This window comes from Paraburkholderia fungorum (assembly GCF_046027605.1).
In the GTDB taxonomy this organism is placed as follows: domain Bacteria; phylum Pseudomonadota; class Gammaproteobacteria; order Burkholderiales; family Burkholderiaceae; genus Paraburkholderia; species Paraburkholderia fungorum_F.
Map to the genome: position 1 here is coordinate 409,013 of NZ_JAQQEF010000001.1, position 23,371 is coordinate 432,383.

The window sequence follows — 23,371 nt, forward strand, 5'->3', positions numbered from 1 at the left end:
ACGCGTACCACTTCCGCCGCCCTGGAAACTACGGCTATTGGAATTCTTCTTCCATCTGAGTCGGGCCACCCGGGGGCGCACCATCTTGCATGGCTGGAACGGTCAACTCCACGGCGAACTCGCGTCGCCACTCTTCCATTATCGCGTTCCAGCCATGCCGATTTGTTCCAAGAACACCGCCAAGGACCGCAACCTGCTGGAGTATCCCTGCTTCGAGTATCCTCAAAACATCAAGGGTTCCATCATCACGATAGAACCCATCGACATCAAAGAACGTCGAACTTTCAATGCCGGGGCCGCGTTGACGAAGTCTCTCGCCTATCCGGTTTAGCAGGAAGGCCAGTGTCAGCCGTCCGTCGGATTTGGTAGCGTTACATCGTCTGCACACCGGTATCAAATTTTTATCTTTGTTGTTCGTGAGCACTGTCATTTCTTTCTTCTGCGCGACGATGTGATCAATCTGGAACGCATGATCCTGATAGACCCCTAGACAGTAGAAGCACAGTTTTCCCGTGTAACCATCGGACCAGACGGCACTTTGCCCATTCAGCACTTCATCAGCTACAAGGGGAAGCGTGTTGGGGAAAGCCGATCCGACAGCGAGCCAGCCGCTCAATATATATTCGGCCTGCTCAAAGTACTCCGATAAGCCCGACTCCGAATTTCGCGTCTTCATTCCTGAGGAGAAGCCGGGTCCAAAGCGCATGTATGAAATTACCTGCTTTTCATATTCTGTCGCGCGAGGCGTATGCAAGTCGAGAAGGATCGAACTCACCCATTTCATCTTGCCTCGAAAATCCTCACTATCTTTTCCAAGCGTTTCGTCGGCGTTCGCAATTTTCCATAGGGGCAACAAGGTGTTTCGTTTTCTGTTGTTGCACGGGGTACAACAAGCGACGAGGTTTTTTTGGTCTTGAAGACACCCCTCAAGAAACGCCCGGAGTCTCGACACTCTGTCGGAGTGAGACTTGTCGTGCTCTTCCATGAGCGCGATCAGTGATTCTCGCTCACGAAATAGTCGATAACGCAGGTACACGGCCTTCGGCACAACATGGTCAATCTGGGTGGAGCGAGGACCGGCCTCGCCGAAGCACCAGGGACAAATTGTGAGCTTAACCTCTTTGGAAATCGTAAATTCCGGCAAGGTACCGAGGAACCAGGAGCGAACGTCCGGCGCGAATCCGGATGCCTGCTTCAGTTCGGCGTGTTGCGTGGGAAACGCTTTTAACTCGTAACCATAAAACTTATCGTGGGTCTCTTCTCTGGTCGCCATCTCTGTGCCCGAAAATGCGGATACGGACAGTCGCCACGCAAGCTTGCCGCGACTTCCCGGATTTTTTAACAAACCTCGGGGCACGCCCTTCAACGAGACGCGTCCCCTCGGTCTTCACGTTTTAACGCGGACGTCCTACCCCACGATCCGGCGCAATACCTTGGGTCTGAGGGTACGGGCGCTGACGTCGTAGTCCAGGCCGATCGCCCTGATCCTCGACTTCGACTGGCCCTCTGAGTCGCTCCCGGCGGGCGCCCTGAGCTCTGTCGTGTCAAGCGGCACCGCGTTGGCGTGGTCGGCCGAGAGTCCGAGCCACGCTCCGCCCTTTACCGCCCGATATTCAAAAGCGAGCCGCTTGACGGGTCCCGCGTGCGTGATCAGCCTGATCGAGTAAATGGGCCCCTCGGGCAGAATCAGGAAACGCTCGTCTACCGCTACCTCGCCCCTGGGATTTTTGAAGTAGAGCCAGTCCCTGTCGACAGCGTCCTTATCCGGCTCATCCGTTTCAGTGACGCTGACAACGCCACCCTGAGTTTGCGCATCGATGCGCATTCTCAGCCTGGAGTATTCGTCCATTGAGAGCCGCCCCTTACCCCGACGCTCCACGATGAACTCGATGCCGACGAGATAACCGTCGACGATGAGCTCACGTTTGTCCACTGTTGCGATGTATTCGCTTTTTTGCAGACTTCCGGTGGGTACCGTCATCAAATATCCAGACGGCCGGGCGTTTGGCGCGAGCTCAACGTAGCTCAGTGCCTCATTAGCCGCACCGGTCAGTCCGACAGCCTGGCCCGGCGAATTGATATCGGCCGGGGCGCCCACCGACACCTCCTGGCTCAGATCATTCAATGCGACAACCTTGGTGTCGCTGCGGAGTTCGATCTTGCGCGCGCCGCCATTCAGTCCCTGCGCAAGGACCCGGTTGCCCTGACCTACGGTTAGAAAAACGTCACCAGGTTCGGAGAGGTCTTCACCTGCAATCGTGATCGCCGAGCGGATTTTGCGGTCATCGGTCAGCGTCCAGAGTTGATTCCGGCCGCCAATGTCCGGTTGCAGGAGCACCCGGCGTTGCTCCTGACGTCCAAAGGTCTTGTCGCTTGCCTCGGCTCCCTCGATCGAGAGCACCAGACCACTCGGGTGCACCAGCTTCGCAAAGCGCTCGCGTTTTGCAACAGCGACGAGGTCCGACACGTTTGTTTGTTCCACTTCCCACAGGTGGGAACCACTCCCGTCATCCGTGCGGGCCTTGAACTCTGCCTTGCCCGTCAGCGTCATGCTGAGCACATAGTCTGGGCCAATCGCGGTGTTATATATTTCGCCGCCGCCGGTAAACGCCCACCCCTGTCGATCGGAGGAGCCCAAGACTCGCAACCCCACGGTTCGCGAGTCCTTCTCTGCGGTGGTCCTGGCTTTTTCCGTAACGACTGTCAGCGCGAAATCGACATTGCGCTTGCGCCCAGGGAACCCACTAGTCACCGGCACCGCACTGACCAGATGTCCGTCTGCGGTGACACGCCAGACGACCTGACGCGTTCCGTCAAACACTTTGCCCGTCAGCCCTCCGCTTTGAGGCGTCTCACCCGCGATCGACAGGCAACGCTTGCTGGCCAGGTTTCGGATTGTCACGAGATCCGGCTGTGCAAGCCTGCCCACGCTCACGTCGTACGCACCGTAGAACAGGAAGTAGGCATGACACTCCTCGACCAGATGCATCGCGGTATGGGCCTTGGCGTATTCCTGCAGCGTGGCCCACGCCAGCTCGCGCAAGTCTTTCCCAAGCACCTCGATGCTGGGGATGAGCTTCTCCCGTTGGACGGCAGCCCAACGCTTGTATTCGTAGAGGGATTCCGCCCACCGGCCGGCTTGCTCAACGACCGTGCCCTCTCCGCCGACCGCGTGAATGGAGAATGTCTGTGTCTCCGTCGTACTTTTCGCGCGCTTATCGTTTTGCGTGCCGTGCTCGGCCGAGACTTCAGCCTGGACCTCGGCGCTGTAGGTCTGCAGCCCCACCTTGATCTGTCCGGCGAAGCGGGTTGTCATGCTGGAATCGCTCTCGGTCCCCGTGAACTCCTTGACGTCGGTCGCGAATAGCCGCCCACCCACAAGCGTCTGCGTCGAGACGAAGTGGCCGAAGCTCGCTAACACCGCGAGCAGCGCGGAAAAGCGTGTATCGACGGTTTGCCTGGCTAGCGCCTGTTCACAAGCGTGCGTGAATTCATCGCTCGCACAGGGCTTCGACTCGTCAAACGAGAGTTCGACCTTTGGCAGAAAGAAATTGGCGGTGGTGTAGATTTTCTTCGCGAGTTCGCCCCCGCCTTCCTTTTCAGCATTGTGATATGCCGCGGAGGCACCGACCCCGACCGTAGCAGCGGTTCCCGCCACCACGCTGAGCGATGCCTTGATGTTGGTGACGCCGTTTTTCTGAACCTGATGCAGCGATTCGGACGAGGTGTAATAGTTCTCGAAATAGCCCGAAAAGCTCGGCTTCCGATACAGCAGCGTGGCGGCTTCGCACGGACCTGTGCCTGGCCCGTCGAGCGGATCATCCTGTCGCTTCAGAACCTCCCGGAAGCCCGTCTCGACTGGGTTCGACAGACTGTGATCGATGACGATGCCCTTGTAGAAACCGATTCGGTCCAGCAGATCCTCTCTCTGCGCGAGGCTCAGATCAAAAAAGTCCAGTGAGTTCTGAAGCTGCGCGTCGTTCTGGAACAGCCTGACAAGCTCCCGTTGCGCGAACTGATGTTTCTCGAGGCTCAGCCTTTCAAACGTCTCGACGAGTGGCTTGTTGATCTCGGGCGCGGACACACGCACAGCGTTGAGTAGCTGGGAGCGCCTATCCTTGGCCTCCTTCTCTTCCTGAGCGACCGATCGTTTCTTCTTGTTGATCTCCGCTGCGAACTCCTTCTCCCTGATCTCGACCGCTTGCTCCTCGAGCGTCGGCTTGACCGGGGGCTTGGGTTGGTCTTCGATGCCGAGTTTGTCTGCGATACTCAAAAGGCCCTTCAGCGCGGCGTCCTGGTCTTCGTCGATCGTCGTGGGGGCGTGTTTTTCAGTTTGCGTCATGTGCTCGATTGTTCCGTGTTAAGGGCGCGCCCATGCGACGGCGATGCAGTCACGGGCACCCGACGACATCCGGCACCGCGCGCCCGGAAGCACACGAGACCGGCGCGATCGGCCGGGCGATGCGCCGGCCGACGTTTCTACTGGCTCAAAACCGCTGCGATACCCGAACGAGGAATGTGTGATTTCGTGTGTGATCGCTCATCCCGAACGTGCCCTGATAGGTCAGTCCTGTGGTCAAGCCGTACGGCAACAGGAAGTCGATGCCCACGGCCGTGGTCAACTGGTTCTCGCTCAGACCGAGCACGCTCACTGCGTAGGAGTTGTCGTCCGTATCGGCATAGCCCAACCGCGCGGTGCTCGCTCCAGTCAGGGCATGGCTGTATTCGATCCGGCCACGCAGTTTGATCGCCGCCCAGGACGCGGGAACCGCGTACTCGCCGCGCAGGCCTGCCACGCCGGAGACGGTGGTGAGTCGCTGATCGGCATACGCAAGATCGAAGGCGCCCGCGCCGGTTTCCGCGTAATGCTGGAGCGTCGTCGAAGAGAACTGCATGCGCGCATACGGCGCGACCAGCACGCTGCCCGAACGCAACTCGTAACCGGAGCTCAAGGCGCCGAAGACCTGATCCCCGGCACGGCTGCCATTGGCGAACACGCCGGTCTCCGACACGTAGCGTCGACTGTCGAAGTCAAGATGGCTGTAGCCCAGCAAACCATCCACGTAGACAGGACCCGGGTGGAAGCTTCCGTAGAAAGCCGCACTGAACGCCTCACCCTTGCTTTGCGTACCGGAACTTCCAACGTCGCTGACGTCGCGTCCATAGCCGAAGCCAAGACCCGCCACGAACGAAGGCAGGAAGCGATAGTCCGCACCCGCGCTCAGGCCGACGAGCGTATGGCTCAACTGGACCGCGTCCCTGTCCGATGTTCCGAAGTTGACGAAGCCGCCGGTCCACACGGCGAGATTGTCGTTGGCAATCCAGCGGGGCAGCGTCGGCGCGTTCGCGTCCTGGGTCGCCTGACGGCTGGCGTTCGCGGATGTGGATGCGGATGCCGATGCGGACGGCGCAGCCTGGACGTCGCTGGCCGGCGCGCGCGCGCCCTGCTGCTGTGCCGGCGATTGCGGCATGCCGACCTGCACGTTGAAGGCGTTGTCGTGCCGCGTGCGTTCGTCGTGCAACTGCTCGAGCCGGTCGTTGAAGTTGCCGATCTGCGCGTTGGCGAACTGCTCGGCGCTTTGCGCCTGCGCGTTCAGCAAGCCGATGACCTCCGCGTCCTTGCTCGGGTCCGGGCGCGCTGTAACCTGCAGCGTCACGGTGGCCGGCGTGGACGTGCCCCACTCGTTCGTCAGCGTGTAGCGGACCAGCACCGCCCCGCTCGCGTGCGCCGATGCCGCGAAGGTCAGCGTGTACACACCGCCGTGGACGCTCACCGTCGCGACCCCTTGCGACGCGCTCGGCGCGCTGACGATCGCTGCGCCTGTGAACGGGCCGCCGCTCGCCCCGTCGGTCAGATTCACGCTCGTGGTCTGTCCCGCGTAGAGCGTCGCGCTTCGGTCGATTGCGACGGGCGCCACGCCGGAAACGGTCAGCGTATAGCGGGCCTGCACCTGCACACCATTGGCATCCGTCGAGACGATCGTGAAGGTGGTGGTGCCGGTGGCGGTCGGCGTGCCCGAGATCGTCCCCGTCGTCGCGTCGATGCTGAGCCCCGCGGGCAGCGCGCTCGCCGTGAAGCGGTACGGACTGGTGCCGCCCGCGACGCTGACGGTCTGCGTATAACCGGTGCCCGTCGTCGCGTTCAGCGAAGCGCCGGACGCGGGCGTCACCGTCAACGTGGGCGCCGTCACCGCGATATTCACCGTGGCCGTGGATGAACCCGAGGCGTTCGTTGCGCTGTACGTGAAGCTGTCCGTGCCCGAGTACCCTGCGTTCGGCGTATAGGTGATGGTTGTGCCCGCCACCGTCGCGAGGCCGTGGCGCGCGGCATTGACGATCGCGACCGATGTCGCTGCGCCTCCGGACACGACCAGCCGCAGCGCGTTGTTCGTGCTGTTGGCGGGAACCGTCGCCGTGACGGGAGTGGCCACGGGCGGCAGCGGTGCAATCGTGAGCGCGTAGGTCGCGGCACCCGTCGCGCCGTGGGCGTCTTTGGCGGTGACGGTCGGCGTGAAGCTGCCCGATGCTGTCGGCGTGCCGGAGATCGTGCCGGTCGATGTATTGATGATGAGGCCGGCGGGCAGGCCCGTCGCTGCATAGATGTACGGCGAGGTGCCGCCCGAGGCGCTCACCGTCTGGCTGTATGCCGTGCCCTCGGCTCCGTTCGCGAGTGCACCGGCGGCCGGTGTGAGCGTCAATGTCGGGGCGTTGATCGTGATGGTCACTGTGGCCGTCGACGAAGTGCCGGTAGCGTTCGTGGCGTTGTAGGTGAAGCTGTCACTGCCGGAATAGCCGGCGGTCGGCGTGTACGTGATCGATGTACCGGATGCGGTCGCCGTGCCATGAGTCGGCGTCGAAATGACCGAGACGGAACTCGCCGCGCCGCCCGAAAGCGCCAGTGCAATTGGGTCGTTGGTACTGTTGGCTGCGACGGTCGCTGAAACAGGACCCGCAACCGGCGCCTGTACCGCGATTGCGATCGTGTAGTTTGCCGAACCCATCGCGCCGTGCGAGTCCGTTGCTGTGATCGTCGGCGTGTAGTTGCCTGCCGTGGTCGGCGTGCCGGAAATCGTGCCATTGGACGCGTTGACGCTGAGGCCGGCGGGCAGACCCGTCGCTGCATAGGAATAGGGCGAGGTACCACCCGCAGCGCTCACCGTCTGGCTGTACGCCGTGCCCACGGTTCCGTTTGCGAGTGCACCGGTCGCGGGTGTCAGCGCCAATGTCGGGGCACTTACCGTGATGGTCACCGTGGCAGTTGATGAAGTGCCGGAAGCATTCGTGGCGTTGTAGGTGAAGCTGTCGCTACCGGAATAGCCGGTGGTCGGCGTATACGTGATCGACGTACCAGATGCGGTCGCCGTACCATGAGTCGGCGACGAAACGACCGAGACGGAATTCGCCACGCCGCCCGAGAGCGCCAGCGCAATTGCATTATTCGTGCTGCTGGCCGCAACGGTCGCCGAAACGCTCCCTGCAACCGGCGCCTGTACTGTGATTGCGATCGTGTAGCTTGCCGAACCCGTCGCACCGTGCGAGTCGGTTGCGGTGATCGTCGGCGTGTAGTTGCCCGATGCTGTCGGCGTGCCGGAGATCGTGCCGGTCGATGTATTGATGATGAGGCCGGCGGGCAGACCCGTCGCTGCATAGATGTACGGCGAGGTGCCGCCCGAAGCGCTCACTGTCTGGCTGTACGCCGTGCCCACGGTTCCGTTCGCGAGTGCACCGGCGGCAGGTGTCAGCGCCAATGTCGGAGCGCTGACCGTGATGGTCACCGTCGCAGTCGACGAAGTGCCGGTAGCATTCGTCGCGTTGTAGGTGAAGCTATCACTGCCGGAATAGCCAGCCGTCGGCGTATAGGTGATCGACGTACCAGATGCGGTCGCGGTACCGTGAGTCGGCGACGAAACGACTGAGACGGAATTCGCCACGCCGCCCGAGAGCGCCAGCGCAATGGTGTCGTTCGTACTGTTTGCTGCGACGGTCGCTGAAACAGCGCCTGCAACCGGCGCCGCACCCGCAATCACGATCGTGTAGGCGACGGACCCCGTGGCGTCGTACACGTCGGTCGCACTGATGGTCGCGTTATAGGTGCCGGCGGTCGTCGGCGTCCCGCTGATCGCACCCGCTGGTGTGATGGAGAGCCCCGGCGGCAATCCCGTTGCGGAATACGTATAGGGGCTCGTGCCACCGGCGGCACTCACGTTCTGACTCCAGGCGGTGCCCACCGTGCCGCCGGCCAGCGTGCCCGCTGCGGGCGAGAACGTGAGTGCCGGGTGCGTAACCGTGATGCTCACAGTCCCAGGTGTCGACGTACCGTTGGTATTCGTTGCGGTATAGGTGAAGCTGTCGGTGCCCGAGTAGCCCGTCGTAGGCGTATAGGTGATCGCGGTGCCCGACGCCGTGGCCGTGCCATGGGACGCCTGGGTGTTGACGGCAACCGACGTGGCCGTACCGCCGCTGATCGCCAGCGTGACTGGATTGCTCGTGCTGTTGGCTGCGACGTTCGCCGAAACGCTCCCGGCCACGGGCGCCGCCCCGCCCGTGCAGGTCAACGTCACGCCGGTGATATAGGTGCCTGTCTTCAGGTGGACGAAGAGGCCAGTCGAGGTGAGATTCGCTGCTCCGGTCGAATAGGTGTTGAAACCCGTATTAGGTGAGCTGCTGTAGTAGATTTCGCCGTTGCCAAACCCCGGCTCGACCATGACGTAATCGGCGGCGGGCTGTGCCCCCCCGGCGTTCGCCCCGCTGTCGGTAAAGCTCACCGTCACCGATTCGCCGGCCGCAAATTGGCTGCCGGTGAAATTGCCCGAGTACGATGTCGTGCTCGCGGAATTGATCGCCGTGCAGGCGGCCGACAAGGCGAACGCCGATGACGTCTCGAACTGCAGCACGAGAAAAACCAGTCCAAGCAACACGCGCAGCGCGATCTGATTGCCTGCTCCACGCGTGCAGTGCCACCACGCCTTTGACGCCACCCCGATATCTTTCACGACTTATAACGTACGGTAAATAATTAGTAATATCCTGCTCAAGCAGGCTCGTTCCCGCCCAAGCCCACCTGCCTTGCGCTTCAGCTTTACACCGCTTACCTACGTCTTATCGGCAACAAAACGGAAATTTTGAGGACAGGAGAGGAAAGACGCCGGATCCTAACGGCGACTAAATCGGGCACTTGACCGTCCGTCTCAATTTTTCAGGTCCAAGGTATCGGGCGAACTCACGCACGATGCATGGATAGCGGATGCGTGGTTTGGCGCTGGCAGATTTAACTGCAGGCCTGACGTTCCGGGTCTCGCCGACCGGTATGTCCAAAGAAGCTCGTACAATCCTGACTGCTTGATCGCACCAACACCTTCCGGCCGCCGCAATCTTCAACATGTCCGTCGTCAAGACTCACTTTCAGGACCTGCCCGTCACCCTCGGCGCAGCTCAGAAGCTCGACATTGCGCACCAGCATTTCGACGTTTGTGCGCTGCCGGTCCATCAGCAGCTGCTGACGTGGTGCGACCGAATGATCGGCGTTGTCGACCTCCTCACGAAACGGGAGGGGCACGGACAACCGTTTCTCGGCTGGCTCGACCGCTACGCCGTGGGTGAATTCCTGTTCGCCGACTGCTACACCGACCGCATCACGCAAGACCGGACGATCGCGCGGATCTCCCAGGACAACGCGCGCAGCATCGTCTTTCACGTGTTTTTCGATAGCGTGCCCGGCAGCGAACTCGTCTATCCGGGCAAACGCACGGGCACGCCGCTCGAAGGTGGCATCTTCGCCGTCGATCTCGACCAGCCTGTGCAGTTCAGGCGCGCGCCCTGCCGGCATGCCACGATTTTCCTGCCGGGTGGGTTGCTGCACGACGTGTTTCCTGACCCCTCGGCGCTGCACGGACGCATGCTCTCGCCACGCCTGCCCGAGGTCCGTTATCTCGTCGGCCGCGTCCTGTCGTTCGCATCCAACATCCGGAACATGGTGCCCGATGAGGCCCACCGGGTCCTGCGCGAGATTGTGATGCTGATCGCAAACGCGTTCGGCGAGCAGGCGGGGTTGAAGGGCAGCAAGCCTGCGCTCGCGCGGGCCATGGCGCTCGCGCGGGCCATGGCGTTCGACCAGGCGCGCCGCTACGTGCAGGCGAACCTGCACGATGACGATCTTTCACCCGAGCGCGTCGTGGCGTTGCTGGGCCTTTCGCGACCCACGGTCTATCGCCTCTTTCAGCATGAAGGGGGGCTGGGCACCTATATCCGACATGCACGCTTGCGCGGCGCCGCTGCCGAACTCGTCGCATGGCCCGGCATTCCGGTGCAGGACATCGCCTATGCTCACGGCTTCAGGAGCGCCTCGGATTTCACCCGGACGTTTCGGCGTGTGTACGGCCTCGCGCCGCAGGAAATCCGCCAGTATGGCGATGACCTGCGCACACCTCATCCGGGCACGGCCGGGTTATTGCATGCCAGAGCCGGGGAAGGGATTCGCTAACCGCCGGGATTCAAGGAAAGTCACCAAGCAGGTTTACTGTCACCCGTAGATGAATCTTTAGAAGTATCTGCGGCGACGCTGACTTACCTCTGAGCGCCCGTCTTATCCGCAATCAGCTTAACCCTGAATACGCGCCAAATTTTGCCGACGCGCACGACGCCGGACACTTCACGGATCAAGTGCCATTGGGCGATCCCTCGCGACCGATTCAATCCGTTCGCCAAAGACTGCCGAAGGTCCGGTCGTTACCGGTCAATAACGAATCTGTAATCAACGGGCAAGAGTGCCGTCATTTACCCGATCCAATAATGACGCGACGGTCTCAACCTTAATAAGGCGCGCTCAAATGCAGTCCTCTTTTCTTGTCCGTCATTGCACGCTGAGCGCTTTCGCTGCAGCCGTTGTCGCGGTCGTGGCGGCCGGATTCGGCTTTATGTATTCGGGCCTATACGATGTGTCGGCCGCATCCGGACACAACCCACTTGTCGCCTGGGCGCTGCATAAGACCTACCTGCAGTCGCTGCACCGTCATGCGGCCGCTATCCAGGTGCCGACCGACCTGATGACCGTCGCCAACGTCGAAGCCGGCGCCCGTCTCTACCGGGGCACCTGCGTGGCGTGTCACGGCGCGCCGGGACAAACGCTGAGCCCGATTGGCCAGGGTATCCTTCCGCTAGCGCCGGAATTGTTGAGCGCAACACGCCGCAACAATCCTCAGATGATGTTCTGGGTGATCAAAAACGGCGTGAGAATGACCGCGATGCCCGCGTTCGGTAAGACGCAAGACGACCAGACGATCTGGGACTTAACGGCGTTCCTTTATAAGGGACGCGGCATTTCCGCTCAAGACTTCGAAAAGCTAAGCGCAGCCAAACCGAACACCTCGCCGTAGGCTATGCCGGCTGAACGGGCAGCAAAGGGCCTTGGCGGCGGAAATGCTCTTTTGCGCATTGGGGACTTCAGGTGCTGCGCGGATGCGCTTAACCGTCCGGTTCATGCGGGCGCGCTGATCTTCTCAATCTGGAAAACCGCCAGCTTATGGAAAACGGTATCACCTCAACGCACCCGACTCAGGCGAGTGCCGCGCCAGAGGTTCTCGCGGTGTTTCTCAAGTTGGGGCTGACGTGCTTTGGCGGCCCGATAGCCCATTTGGGATACTTCCGCCGGGAGTTCGTCGAGCGGCGCCGCTGGCTCGATGACGAAACCTTCACCGATCTGGTGGGGCTCTGCCAGTTCCTGCCAGGACCGGCGAGCAGCCAGGTGGGATTCTCGATTGGTCTCCTGCGAGCCGGGTGGCTTGGGGGCCTCGCGGCCTGGTTCGGATTTACGCTGCCTTCAGTGCTGCTGCTGCTCGGCTTTGCAGCTCTCGCCCCTGGCCTTGGCGGCCCGGTCGGTAGCGGTTTGATTCATGGCCTGAAGCTCGTCGCTGTCGCTGTCGTCGCTCAGGCAGTTTGGGATATGGCGCGGCGCCTGTGTCCGGATCGACGCCGCGCTGCCATCGCGCTTATCGCAATCGCGGTGCTTAGCATTCTGACCACCGTCTATGCGCAGCTCATCGTTATCGCCCTGGGCGCTGCGCTCGGACTCGCGTTGTGCCAGAAGACGGCATCGTCGGACACCAGTCGCGTGCCACAGCACGGTCACGAAATCCGCGTGTCCCGCACGGTGGGTGCCATCGCGTTGATCCTCTTCGGTGTCCTGCTGTTCGGACTACCGGCGCTGGTCGGACTCCACGCGGGACCGGCGGTCAAGGTCTTCGAAGCCTTCTACCGCTCAGGTGCTCTGGTGTTTGGCGGTGGGCACGTCGTGCTCCCGCTTCTGCAACAGCAAACCGTCGCGACCGGCTGGATCTCGCCGAACGATTTTCTTGCAGGCTACGGTGCCGCGCAGGCCGTTCCTGGCCCTTTGTTCACGTTCGCCGCATTTCTCGGCTGGATGATGGCCGCAGCACCGAATCCCTGGACCGGCGCTTTGCTCGCTACGACGGGCATTTTCCTTCCAGGTCTGTTACTCGTGCTCGCGGCGCTGCCGTACTGGCAAGCGCTGCGCGCCCGCCCGTCGATGGCTGCAATGCTTGCCGGAGTCAATGCAGCGGTCGTCGGACTGCTGGCCACCGCGCTGTACTCACCGGTCTGGACCAGTGCGGTTCTCTCGGAGCTCGACTTTGCCATCGCAGCCATCGGCTTTTTCCTGCTGACGCGCTGGAAGATTCCACCGCTCGCTGTCGTTGTGCTCTGTGCGCTGGCCGGCATTGCCGAGGCGACCTTGCACTGAATCGATGATTGCCTGGGGAGCGTGGAGCATCTAAATCAAGAACTCAACCGTCTAGTGAACTGCGATCCGGGGTACTTTACCAGGAGCTGTCGGCAAATGGCAGACCCAACGAATTCCGGCAATGCGGAGCCTTCCGTCCATCGGCTGGTGATCGTCGAGGGCATCATGGGTTCAGGCAAGTCAACCATGATGCGCTTCATCGCCAGGAACCTGCGAGATTCGGGGCGGCCGGCATTGCCAATACATGAAAGAACAGAGCCCCACCCCGTGCGAGCAACGGACGAACTCGCCCACTGGTTCGAGCCGTGGCGCGACGCAACCGCGCAGCATCTCGCTGAGCGCGCACTGGCCAAATGGGCCGCATTCGTCGAGGCGACGCAGAAAGATTCCCAGGTCCCGGTGATGGACGGTCAACTTTTTCATGGAGACCTGACTCACCTGCTGCTGATGGACGCCGATTCGGCGATGATTGTTGACTACGTAAACGCGTTGGCCGCAGTCATTGCACCGCTCAATCCGTTCGTCCTCTACCTTTGGCAAGAAGATGTCGAAAAAGCCGTACGAACTGTCTGTGCGGAGCGCGGCCCCGAGTGGATCGACTATCAAATGAACTGGAAGCTCGCGGGTCCTTACTGCGTGCGCAAAGGCTACGAGGGGTTAGAAGGACTCATCTCCCTATATCGCGATTATCGGCGGATCACCGACGATCTGTTTCATCAGCTCCCGTTAGCCAGGCTCGCGATTGAGAACTCAGGAAGAGATTGGCCCGTATATGAAAGCCAGATTCTGAACGCGTTGCAGTTTTCGGTTCGAAACACGGAAATCAGGAAGAGCACGAGCGCGGAAACAGACACAGCCCAACCGCCGATTCCCATGCAGCACTAACCATCGATCGCGGCCAACGTGCCGCGTCAACAGTTGACCAAACAGAGCGCGGAACAAGCGCAACCTGAGGCGGCCAAGTCGCCGCCTCCACTCAGATCCTCAGCTCATTGGCGACGCCGCCTCTCGAACCGGGACATCCTCACGCGCTTCGGCCTGAGTCTAGATCGGGCTACCCCACCGGACCTCCCCAGCACAATCGACCAATCACTGGCACTATTCCCTCCACCCTGCTAGATTTCTATTCAGCCGAATCATTGATCGGGAGAGATCGATGGCCGACAGACCGACTTCCAACGCGTCCACCGTGCGTTCGCTGGTCCTGATTGCAGTCGTCGTGGTCGCGCTGGTCGCGGCCTTCGCCTTTACGGCCGGCTGGCTCTCGCCAGGGCGCCTCACGCCGGCAAAGATCGTCAACGGCCTTGCGCCGCCGGGCGGCCCGGCTCTCGGCTTCCGGCGCAATCACGCCAAAGGCATCTGCTTTACCGGCAACTTCGAATCGAATGGCGCGGCTGCGGCCCTGTCCAAGGCGCCGATGTTCGCGCCTGGTTCCTATCCGGTCACCGGGCGTTTCAACCTCGCTACACCGGACCCGAAATCGCCCGACGCCGCAGTTCCGGTACGGGGGCTGAGCGTGCGCATCGTCGCGCCGGACGGCAGCGAATGGCGCTCGGCGATGATCGACGCGCCCATCTTCGCGGTCTCCACACCACAGGCCTTCTACGCTCTCCTTAAGGCCTCGGCGGACAAAAGCGATCCGGACGCCATGAAGAACTTTATCGCCGCGCACCCAGAGTTCGGCGCGTTCGCAGCGTGGGCCGGCGGCGGACCGCGGACGGCCTCTTACGCGCAGGAGCGCTACAACAGCCTCAATAGCTTCATCTTCACCAATGCTGCGGGACAGGACCAGGCGGTGCGCTGGTCCTTCGTGCCGGCCGCGCCGCCCGAGGCCGTCACGAAGGACCAGTTGAAGGCGCGCGGCGCCGACTTCCTCGCCACGGACATCACGCAGCGGGTGCAAAGCGCGCCGCAACGCTGGACGCTGGTCATCACGGTCGCCAACCCCGGCGACCCGACCGCCGACCCCACCAAAGCGTGGCCGGACGACCGACGCAAAGTGGAAGCCGGAACGCTGGTGGTCAACGCCATCGAACCCGAGCCCGACGGGCCGTGTCGCGATCTCAACTTCGATCCCACCGTCCTGCCGCCCGGCATGCACGTCTCGGACGATCCGTTTCCCGCCGCGCGCTCCGCCGCCTATGCCGTGTCGTTCGACCGGCGCACCGCCGAGGATAAAGACTATCCGCGCCATCCGGCGGGAGGAGCCACGCCATGACGACCCCGATCCACGATCGCTTCACACCGCTGCAGCGCGCGCTTCACTGGCTGATGGCGGTTTGCATTCTGGCGATGTTGTTCATCGGTGTGGGCATGGTGTCCACCGTTCGGCCGGATTATCTTTCGCTGGTGTCGATCCACAAGCCGCTTGGCATCGTAATTCTCGTGCTGGCGCTGATTCGCCTCGTGGTGAGGTTGAAGCGTGGCGCGCCGCCGCTACCCGCCTCGATGCCGGAGCCGATGAAGCTCGCCGCTCACCTCTCACATCTCGCGTTCTACCTGCTGATGATCGGGCTTCCGTTGATCGGCTGGGGCATGCTGTCGGCGGCGGACTATCCCGTCGTGGTCGCGGGGATTCATTTGCCGGCCATTCTGCCGCATAGCAACGCTTTGCACTCGCTGCTCTGGAACGCGCATAGGGTGCTCGCGCTGTGCTTCTTTGCGCTGATCGTGCTTCACCTGGCGGCGGCGCTTTTGCACGCGCTGGTCAGACGTGACGGTGTTTTCCAGGCGATGGCGCCCTGGCGATAAGGCGTGCGCCTAGGCAGTGAAGAACATGTGCATGCATCGGTGTGCATTGTCTCGTTCCGTAGAGACTTCCGCGAATTTGCCTAGCGCCCGGACGATCTGCCTCAAGTAAGGCCATCCGCCGATTTGCATGTCAACAAGCGCCTCGGAGATGAGCAGTGCTGGCCTTTTTCCTTGCCCCGTTCCCAAGCGAATCATCTGCCCATCAAAATCGTTCCCGGTTAAGCGCTTTACGGTTTCCATTGAGATCTGAAGGTGTTCAAGATCCATGGTCAAGTACTCCAGATCTCTCAGGAGTCCCCTGAATGCGACGTTTTCTGCCTTGTCCGTCACACCTGGTGCGTTTCGATACTTCGCCGACGTTGTGCTTAGAAGCCAATCGGAAGCGTCTGGATTTGTCAGCTCGATGTTCGTTACGAGTTCTGCACCAGTCTCAAGGCTACCAATTTCTGGGGAGGATATTGATATCTTCTCCAGGTAGTTCGCGATCTCCAAGGCCTTGAAGGTACCTCCCCAATCGGTGTTGAACTTGAACGGTCCATACGTATATTTAATAGAGCCGTCGACGCGACAGTGAGCAATTACGCCGGTGTTGGACATGAGATACTCCACTTGACGCGCACGTCAAACTTTCGCGAGCGCGGTCAACCGCAGAACTGCTGCGGCGATTGCCGAATTGATCGGGGACAACCACTCGACGATACTCTTCCTTTTCGCGCACCCGCGCAATCTTTGGCTTGCACGGTTGAGTCTCGCAAACTCTGCACGGTCCACACGCAACTCGCCCCCTCTTCCTTTCAATTTCTAATGGACTGCAGGAAATAGTGATCCGGCAACGGAATCCCCAGGCCTAGTCGCGACGCTTCGCGATACACATGCCCGCCCACCGCCGCAAACTGGACCCCCCAGTTACCCACCGTGTAATAGAAGGTGATCTGCCGGGCGTCCGTGCGGCCGGGCGCGCGGCCGGTGATCACTTCGGTATAGATCGGCCAACCCGTCGTATCCACTCTCTCGCCGCGCGACACCGGCAGCCGCATCCGTTCCGCGTCGCTGCCGCCGATAAACGCATTCGGGCTGCCCGACACGCGCTGGCTGAAGCGCCCGCTCTCCTCCATCGGCAGACGTTCATGGCCTTGCGCGATGCTCACGTCGAAGCGGCTTGCCACTCTGGCGTCGAATTCACGCGGCGTGAGCGCCACCACGTGCATGCCGGGTTCCAGCCAGTCGGCGTCGATCACGGGCGTCATGCTGTCGGTGCAGGTAGCGACGATGTCAGAGCCGCGCACCGCCGCCTCGGCCGAGCCGACCGCCTCGACTTCGATCCCAAGTTTCGCCGCCATGTCGCGCGCAAAACGCACGCGGTTCGCCTCGCGACGGCTAAAGACACGCACGCGCCGGATGTCGCGCACGGCCACCAGCGCTTCGAGAAACGTTTCCGCCATCCCGCCCGAGCCGATCATGCCGACGACATGCGCGTCCTCGCGCGCAAGCAGCCGCGTGCCGAGTCCCGCCGCGCCGCCCACGCGCATGTGTTGCAGGTGGCCGTCGTTGAGCATCGCGAGCGGCTTGCCGTTCTCGGTACTGAACAGCATCACCAGTCCGCAATATGTGCCGGGCTCGACGCAGTACTTCTGCTCGCTGCCCGCGCGGCCGTTGGCGTCGCGCGGCCACACCATTACGTCCGATTTCAGACGCACCGCGAGGATGCCGCCTGTGGCGCCGTCGACTGAACCGAAACGGTAGTAGCTGTCGTCGCGTGCCGTCGGCACATAGGTGTCGATACGCGGACGCCCAATCGACGCGCCATCCGGCAACCCGGCAAACGCCCGTTCCTGCACGTCGATGCAATCGCGCATGGTGAGCACGCGCGCCACGCAGTCGTTATCGATAAGCAACATCGTAGTGAGTCCCCGTGTGTCCGAATCAGCGGTCTTGATCAGCGGTCTTGATCAGCGGTCTTAACTAGCGGTCGTAACTAGTGTTCGTGTTAGCGCGCAACAAGCCGCGCCGCCCCTGCCCCCGCACGCCGCCCGAACACGACACCAGCGACCAGCCCCGTGCCGCTGCCGTAGTTGTGATAGTAAAGACCGCCGACAATCTCGCCCGCCGCGAACAGCCCCCGAATCGGCGTACCCGACGTGTCGAGCACCTCGGCCTCGGTCGACACTTTGAGTCCGCCGAAGGTGAAAGTCACGCCGGTGGTGACGCCATAAGCTTCATAGGGCGGCGTGTCGAGCCGGTTGGCCCAGTTGGTTTTGTCGATGGCGAGCCCGCGCGTGCGCAGGCCGTCGTGGATATTCGGATTGAACGACACGTCGGGTCGCGACGCGTCGTTATATGCGCGCACGGTGCGCAGGAAACCTTCCGGATCGACGCCCGTGAGTTTCGGTGCCAGTTCTTCGAGCGTGTTCGCGGTTTCCTTGGTGATACGCGCGATCCGGTATTCGTCGCGCAGCAGCTTGACGACTTTCTGATCGAAAATCTGCCATGCGAAAAGACCTGGCTGGCGTAAAACTTCATGCCCATATTTCGCGTACGTGAAGCTGTGAAAGTCGAGTCCCTCGTCGAGAAAACGCTCGCCCTTCGCGTTCACCAGAATCCCGAACGGATAGTTATGCTTCTGGAAGCGGTCGCCAATCGTCAGATCGCCGTATTCGGGCGCGTTCATATCCCATTGCACCGCATGCGCGCCCGACCAGTGCCCCGTTACCGCCGCGCCGATTTCCATCGCCATCTTGTGGCCCCAGCCGGTGTTGTAACGTGTGCCACGCACTTTCGCGAGATCCCAGTTCGGTCCGAGATAGCGCGCCCGCATTTCCGCACTCGACTCGAAACCGCCGCATGCGAGCACCACCGCTTTCGCGCGAATGTCGACCTGCCGTCCTTCGTGCATGGCGCGCACGCCTTCGATACGCCCGTCACCGTGCAACAGGCCCATTGCCTGAGTGCGGTAAAGCACACCAATGCCCGCCTCCTTTAACGCATGGTGCAGCGTTTCGACGAGGTGCGTGCCACCGCCCAGAATGTGGCAGGCCAGCCCGCCCCAGAAACGGAACTTGCCTTCCACGCGAAACGCCTGCCGCCCCAGTGCGGGTTGAAAACGCACGCCATGCCGCTTGAGCCACAACGCCGCGTCGTAGCTGTTGCCGATCAGCACCTCAGTCAGTTCCGGGTCGGCGCGAAACTCGGTGAGCCGGCCAATATCGTCGAAATACTGCTCGCGCGTGTAGGTGCCGAAATCGATATTCGGCAGATCCAGTTCCGCGATATCGGGCGCGAGTTTCAACAGATCGTCGACGGATTCGTAGACGAAGCGGAACGCCCCGCCAGTAAACGCGGAGTTGCCGCCGCGCGCGTCTTCCGGTGCGCTTTCGAGCAGCGCGATGCGCTTTGCGCCGCCTTCGCGCGCGGCAAGCGCCGCATTGGCCGCGGCGTTTCCGGCGCCGATTACGAGCACGTCGATATCGTTGAGTTCGTCGAGGGTCATCAGTGGGCTCTCCAGTTTCGGTGTGATCTAGCGTCGTGGATATTCGGCGAGCGGCGTCAGCGACGCCGCGTCCACTTCATCCACAACCGGGTTCAGGGTTTCGAGGCTGCGGCCGGTGGTCCGCGGGCCGAACACGAGCGTGATCAACGCGGTCAGGAACCATGCGCCCGCGATATACATGAACACGGTCACATAACCGTAGTTCGTGTAGATGGCCGCGATCACGAAGGCATTGGCGACATTCGCGATCCGGCCCGCGCCATACGTGAGGCCCGTTGCGCTGTTGCGCACTCCGGTCGGAAACTGTTCGGGCGTGTATGAATAGAGCAGGGTCGCGAAGGTCTGCGTCAGCATGCCGACCGCGAATCCGAAGGTCACGATCAGCACCGGCGTAAAGCTCAGCCCGTATAGCAGGCCGAATCCCGCGATCAGCAGCGCGACGAGCGCAATCAGATGTTTGCGCTCGAAACGGTCGGCCGGATAGGCCGCGAGCAATGCGCCAAGCGGCGCGCCGACGTTGATCAGCGTGAAGTACGTGAGGCTGCGCGCAATCGTGATGCCGTGATGCACGAGCAAGGTCGGCACCCATGCTTCAAAGCCGTAGAAGCCGATTGTCTGCAGCAGCCAGATCGCGCAGAGCGTGAGCGTGCGGCGGCGGTAGACGCTGTTGAACATCGTCATCCACGGTTCGCGCACGTCGGGCGGCCGCACGGCGACCTCGGGCACGCTCAGCACGTTCCCTTCCGCGATGCTCCTTGCCTCCATCGCCGCAAGCGCGGCCTCCGCCTCGTCGAAGCGCCCTGCTCGCGCGCTCCAGCGCGGCGACTCGGGAAGCCGCTTCGCCAGCAGTGGAAACGCGACGCCAAGCGCGCCCCACACGAAGACCCAGCGCCAGCCGTCTGGTCCGTACGGCACGAGCAGCCGCGCGACGAAGTTGGTTAGCGGAATCGCGCACAGGTTGATGACCATGGCCCACGATTGCCAGGTGCCGCGTGAGCGCGCCGGGAACAGCTCGGCGATATAGGTCATCACCGTCACCATGCCCGCGGAAATGCCGAAGCCGGTGACGACCCGCGCGGCGAACAGATACGGGACGCTCGGCACGACCGCCGTGGCCAGCGAGCCGAGCGACGAGATCAGCACGAACAGCATCAGCGAGCGTTTGCGCCCAAACCGGTCGGACAGCAAGCCGCCGAGCGTCGCGCCGAAGAACATGCCGATGAAACTCGCGGACGTGATCAGCGCGATTTCATTGATCGCGATGTGCCAATGCCGGATCAGCGCGGGCGCCGCCGACGCGAACGTGTTGATATCGCAGCTATCGAAAAAGAGCGGAATCGCGAATAGGAACATCCATTCGCGATGCATCCGCGAGTTCGGCAAACGGTCGACGCGCGCGGCGACGAGTGAGTCGTTCATGCCTGTCTCCAATTGTTCCCGCGGTCATTGCCGCGCGATTGTCTTGCTCGTCCGACACCTGCGTCAGTGCCGCAAACCTGCTTCGAGTACTCCGGTCAACGTAGTAATGTCTTCCACGCTATCAATGCGCCAAAGCATCCCCAGCGCATCGCGGCTCGCCTCGGGCGTCAACGCGTGATTCGCGCAGTCGAGAAACTTGGCTTCGATCCGCGCGTCCGGCAACGGATTCGCCGACGTCCTGCCCGCCGCGCGCGCGACGCATTTCGACACACGCCGCCCGTCGCGCAACTGAACGACGACTTCCGCGCCGAAATGATCCGGCTGCTGGTCCGCCAAAGGATCAGGCTCCGCGACAATCCTGGACATCAGCGCGCGAATCGCCGGATCGGCGTACGCGCCGCCTTCGAAGTCGGACAGCACCACGCGTCCTTGCGCCAGTGCGCGCGCCACGCAGTACTGCACGCTGAATTTCGCGTCGAGCGGACTGGCCGGCTGCGGGCGGTTCGTGTGCTGTAGGCGTCGCGGATGTGTCCACGACACCACGGACTCAACCTCGTCCGGCTTCAGCCCGTATTCGCTGACGAGCATCAGCATCGCGTCGATCGCGGGGTGGGTGCTGCCGCAACACGGATACTGCTTGATCGCAATGCCGGGTTCGACGATGTCGAGCGGGTCGGCCCAATGCGTCAGCGCCGCCTCGGCGTCGTAATGGCCCGCGCCGTTGTAGACGTTGAAGAAGCCCTGGCGGTGTTCGAACGCCTCGTCGCCGGCGCTGAATCCTTCGCGCGCCAGCAGCGTCGCGATCAGGCCGTTGCGCGACGCATGACCGACATGCAACGGCTTCGTCATGGTGCCGAAATTAGCCTTGATACCGGAAGCGAACGACGCGGCGATCGACAGCGCGGTCGCCGTCCGCGCCGCATCGAGCTCGAGCAGATGCGCCGCTGCGGCACACGCGCCGAATACACCAAGCGTCGCGGTGGGATGCCAGCCCTTGTCGTAGTGATGAAAATTGACCGCATGCGCGATGCGCGCCTGCGTTTCGAAACCCGCCACGTAAGCGGTGACGAGACGCCGGCCGCTCGCGCGCACTTCTTCGGCGAGGGCGAACAGCGCCGGCAGGATCGGCGCGGAAGGATGGCCGCCCAGCGTATTGCTGCAATCGTCGAAGTCGAGCGCATGCGCGGCCGTGCCGTTGACGAGCGCGGCGTCACTGGGCTTCATCCGCTCGCGCGTGCCGATCACGAGCGCCGCCCCGTTCGACGGCGCCGCCACGGTCCGCGCAATCCGCGCGCAGGGCTCCGCTGCACCCGCCAGCGTCACGCCGATCGTATCGATGATGCCGATGCGCGCCCAGTGCAATGCTTCGTCGGGCACGTCGGCGGAAGTGAACGCGGCGATGCGTTCGCCTAGCGTCTTTGCGATGCTCATCCGCGGTCTCCTCTTACCAGCGATAAATCGGGCGACGATCGGTGCAACGACTCGGACGACGGTGGAATCGCCGCATCGAGCCAGTGCAGGTCCGCTTCGTCTTCCACCCGGTCCAGGCGCTCGAACAGCGTGTGCGCCGCGGCGCCCAGCCGCTTCGTCATCCACATGAACTTGGTGCGCAATTGCGCGGGGGTGAACGGTGTCGACGGACAGCCCGGGAAATCCGTCTGCGCCAGCTCGTAGGTCGTGCTGTCGTCGAGCGTGATGCGTGTGACGGTGGCAAGGCCGGTGGCGTCGGTCGCGACCAGCGTCACGCGCTGCGCCAGCTCGCGGATCGCCGGGTCTTGCAACAGGCGGGCGCCGAAGGTCGACGGATCGTCGGCATCGTGCAGCAGTGCCGCCGCCACGCAAACCGGCACGCTGTATTGCGCGAGCACCTGATTGGCCGGCAGCTTGATATCGTGATTCGCGGCAAGACGCGGCGCGCCTTCGATCCGGATCGCGGCGATCCGCTGTGCGTCGATACCGTGCGCGGCCCGCAACTGCTGCGCGGCGTAGACCGGGGTGTGTGCCACGATGTGGCACGCGTAGCGCTTCAGGCACAGCGTCGGCGTTTCATAGCGCGTGCCTAAGCCCTCGGTCAAACGCGCAGCATCCGATGATTCGCAGTACGCCTGCAAAAAACCGTAGCGCCCTTCGAGTACCGTCGACGGTCCGTCGAAGCCCGCTTGTGCCAGTTGCACGGCCACGATGCCCGATTGCGCCGCGCGCCCCAGGTGCAGACGTTTGACGAGACCACCGTCGCCGGACTTCGCGAATTCGAGCAATCCGCCGCTCAATGAGCCGGCAATGCCCAGCGCGTGACGCAGCGTATCCGCATCGACGCCGGCCAGCTTGCCCGCGACGATCGCGGCGCCGAACGGCCCCGTGAGACCCGGCGCATGAAAGCCGCGTACTTCAGCGGAGTGTTTCGTTGCGCTGCCGATGCGAAACAGCACCTCGATACCGGCGACGAGCGCCGCCAGCAAGTCGCGTCCCGACGCGCCGGAAACCTGCGCGGCGGCAAGTGCGACCGGCACCAGCGCGGCGCCCGGATGAACGCCGGCGCCGGGCTGCCGCAAGCTATCGAGCTCCGCCGCGTGGACCAGCACGCCGCCCGCGAACGCCGCTGCCTCGGGCGCGACACGCCGGCTCGCGCCCAGGATCGCGCACGGGCCAGCGGACGCATGGCTGACATAGCGCAGCGCGGCGTGCCCCGCTTCCACCTCGTGTCCATATACCGCCGCGCCGATCGCATCGATCAGGCAGTCCTTCGCAAGCCGCACGATGTCGGCGGGCAACTGCTCGAACCGCACGCCAAGCGCGTACTCCGACAACAACTGAGCCGCAGTGGGCCCAGCGGATGAAGCCGGCTGCATGAAAGCGTCTCCGTTGACCTTGGTGGTCATATTAGCGATCGACTCGGTGATCAACCCGGTGACCATCTCGGTGATCACCGCGGTGACCACCTCAGTGCCCACCTCAATGAC

15 protein-coding genes are annotated in these 23,371 nt (G+C 62.5%); 6 read left to right on the forward strand and 9 right to left on the reverse strand.

Annotated features, from left to right (window positions below; translation table 11 throughout):
- Positions 1-34: 34 nt before the first annotated feature.
- From PQR53_RS01725 to PQR53_RS01735, 3 genes are all read right to left on the reverse strand, one after another.
- The gene (locus PQR53_RS01725) at positions 35-1,357 is read right to left on the reverse strand and encodes an HNH endonuclease (RefSeq protein ID WP_408451156.1); all 1,323 of its coding nucleotides are present in this window, start codon (positions 1,355-1,357) and stop codon (positions 35-37) included.
- A 51-nt stretch (positions 1,358-1,408) separates the two neighbouring features.
- Positions 1,409-4,342: a hypothetical protein gene (locus PQR53_RS01730; RefSeq protein WP_408450839.1), complete on the reverse strand. Its 2,934-nt coding sequence runs from the start codon at positions 4,340-4,342 to the stop codon at positions 1,409-1,411.
- 145 nt (positions 4,343-4,487) lie between these two features.
- A complete protein-coding gene (locus tag PQR53_RS01735; protein ID WP_408450840.1) occupies positions 4,488-8,993 on the reverse strand; it encodes a putative Ig domain-containing protein in 4,506 nt (1,501 codons plus the stop codon).
- A 386-nt stretch (positions 8,994-9,379) separates the two neighbouring features.
- On the opposite strand from PQR53_RS01735, the gene PQR53_RS01740 reads away from it, so the two are divergent.
- The 6 genes from PQR53_RS01740 to PQR53_RS01765 all read left to right on the forward strand — a co-directional run bounded on the left by PQR53_RS01740 (position 9,380) and on the right by PQR53_RS01765 (position 15,505).
- Positions 9,380-10,480, forward strand: a complete 1,101-nt coding sequence (locus PQR53_RS01740) for a helix-turn-helix transcriptional regulator (RefSeq protein ID WP_408450841.1) — start codon at positions 9,380-9,382, stop codon at positions 10,478-10,480.
- Between the two features lie 346 nt (positions 10,481-10,826).
- On the forward strand, positions 10,827-11,372 hold the full coding sequence (locus tag PQR53_RS01745) for a c-type cytochrome (RefSeq protein WP_408450842.1): 546 nt from the start codon (positions 10,827-10,829) through the stop codon (positions 11,370-11,372).
- A 146-nt stretch (positions 11,373-11,518) separates the two neighbouring features.
- Positions 11,519-12,754: a chromate efflux transporter gene (gene chrA / locus PQR53_RS01750; RefSeq protein ID WP_408450843.1), complete on the forward strand. Its 1,236-nt coding sequence runs from the start codon at positions 11,519-11,521 to the stop codon at positions 12,752-12,754.
- A gap of 96 nt (positions 12,755-12,850) precedes the next feature.
- Positions 12,851-13,639 (forward strand): P-loop NTPase family protein, encoded by a 789-nt coding sequence (locus PQR53_RS01755; protein ID WP_408450844.1) that lies wholly within the window; start codon positions 12,851-12,853, stop codon positions 13,637-13,639.
- 271 nt (positions 13,640-13,910) lie between these two features.
- Entirely contained in the window at positions 13,911-14,972 is a 1,062-nt protein-coding gene (locus tag PQR53_RS01760) for a catalase family peroxidase (RefSeq protein ID WP_408450845.1), read from the forward strand.
- A complete protein-coding gene (locus tag PQR53_RS01765; protein WP_408450846.1) occupies positions 14,969-15,505 on the forward strand; it encodes a cytochrome b in 537 nt (178 codons plus the stop codon). Before PQR53_RS01760 ends, PQR53_RS01765 begins: the two co-directional genes overlap by 4 nt.
- Positions 15,506-15,514: 9 nt before the next feature.
- Here PQR53_RS01765 and PQR53_RS01770 read toward each other — a convergent pair whose 3' ends face one another.
- The 6 genes from PQR53_RS01770 to PQR53_RS01795 form a co-directional block, all read right to left on the reverse strand.
- Entirely contained in the window at positions 15,515-16,102 is a 588-nt protein-coding gene (locus PQR53_RS01770) for a hypothetical protein (RefSeq protein WP_408450847.1), read from the reverse strand.
- Positions 16,103-16,299: 197 nt separating this feature from the next.
- Positions 16,300-17,403 (reverse strand): ornithine cyclodeaminase family protein, encoded by a 1,104-nt coding sequence (locus PQR53_RS01775; RefSeq protein WP_408450848.1) that lies wholly within the window; start codon positions 17,401-17,403, stop codon positions 16,300-16,302.
- A gap of 89 nt (positions 17,404-17,492) precedes the next feature.
- Positions 17,493-18,992, reverse strand: a complete 1,500-nt coding sequence (tcuA, locus tag PQR53_RS01780; protein WP_408450849.1) for an FAD-dependent tricarballylate dehydrogenase TcuA — start codon at positions 18,990-18,992, stop codon at positions 17,493-17,495.
- A gap of 27 nt (positions 18,993-19,019) precedes the next feature.
- Positions 19,020-20,411, reverse strand: a complete 1,392-nt coding sequence (locus PQR53_RS01785) for an MFS transporter (protein WP_408450850.1) — start codon at positions 20,409-20,411, stop codon at positions 19,020-19,022.
- 63 nt (positions 20,412-20,474) lie between these two features.
- Positions 20,475-21,842, reverse strand: coding sequence for an MmgE/PrpD family protein (locus PQR53_RS01790; RefSeq protein WP_408450851.1), 1,368 nt, complete (start codon positions 21,840-21,842; stop codon positions 20,475-20,477).
- Entirely contained in the window at positions 21,839-23,362 is a 1,524-nt protein-coding gene (locus PQR53_RS01795) for an MmgE/PrpD family protein (protein WP_408450852.1), read from the reverse strand. Before PQR53_RS01795 ends, PQR53_RS01790 begins: the two co-directional genes overlap by 4 nt.
- Positions 23,363-23,371: the final 9 nt, after the last annotated feature.

Bases quoted from the DNA above. Each gene is read 5' to 3' on its own strand.
- PQR53_RS01770 (WP_408450847.1), bottom strand. From the start codon at position 16,102: ATGTCCAACACCGGCGTAATTGCTCACTGTCGCGTCGACGGCTCTATT.
- PQR53_RS01785 (WP_408450850.1), bottom strand. From the start codon at position 20,411: ATGAACGACTCACTCGTCGCCGCGCGCGTCGACCGTTTGCCGAACTCG.
- PQR53_RS01755 (WP_408450844.1), top strand. From the start codon at position 12,851: ATGGCAGACCCAACGAATTCCGGCAATGCGGAGCCTTCCGTCCATCGG.
- chrA (WP_408450843.1), top strand. From the start codon at position 11,519: ATGGAAAACGGTATCACCTCAACGCACCCGACTCAGGCGAGTGCCGCG.
- tcuA (WP_408450849.1), bottom strand. From the start codon at position 18,992: ATGACCCTCGACGAACTCAACGATATCGACGTGCTCGTAATCGGCGCC.
- PQR53_RS01790 (WP_408450851.1), bottom strand. From the start codon at position 21,842: ATGAGCATCGCAAAGACGCTAGGCGAACGCATCGCCGCGTTCACTTCC.
- PQR53_RS01730 (WP_408450839.1), bottom strand. From the start codon at position 4,342: ATGACGCAAACTGAAAAACACGCCCCCACGACGATCGACGAAGACCAG.
- PQR53_RS01745 (WP_408450842.1), top strand. From the start codon at position 10,827: ATGCAGTCCTCTTTTCTTGTCCGTCATTGCACGCTGAGCGCTTTCGCT.
- PQR53_RS01760 (WP_408450845.1), top strand. From the start codon at position 13,911: ATGGCCGACAGACCGACTTCCAACGCGTCCACCGTGCGTTCGCTGGTC.
- PQR53_RS01775 (WP_408450848.1), bottom strand. From the start codon at position 17,403: ATGTTGCTTATCGATAACGACTGCGTGGCGCGCGTGCTCACCATGCGC.
- PQR53_RS01765 (WP_408450846.1), top strand. From the start codon at position 14,969: ATGACGACCCCGATCCACGATCGCTTCACACCGCTGCAGCGCGCGCTT.
- PQR53_RS01740 (WP_408450841.1), top strand. From the start codon at position 9,380: ATGTCCGTCGTCAAGACTCACTTTCAGGACCTGCCCGTCACCCTCGGC.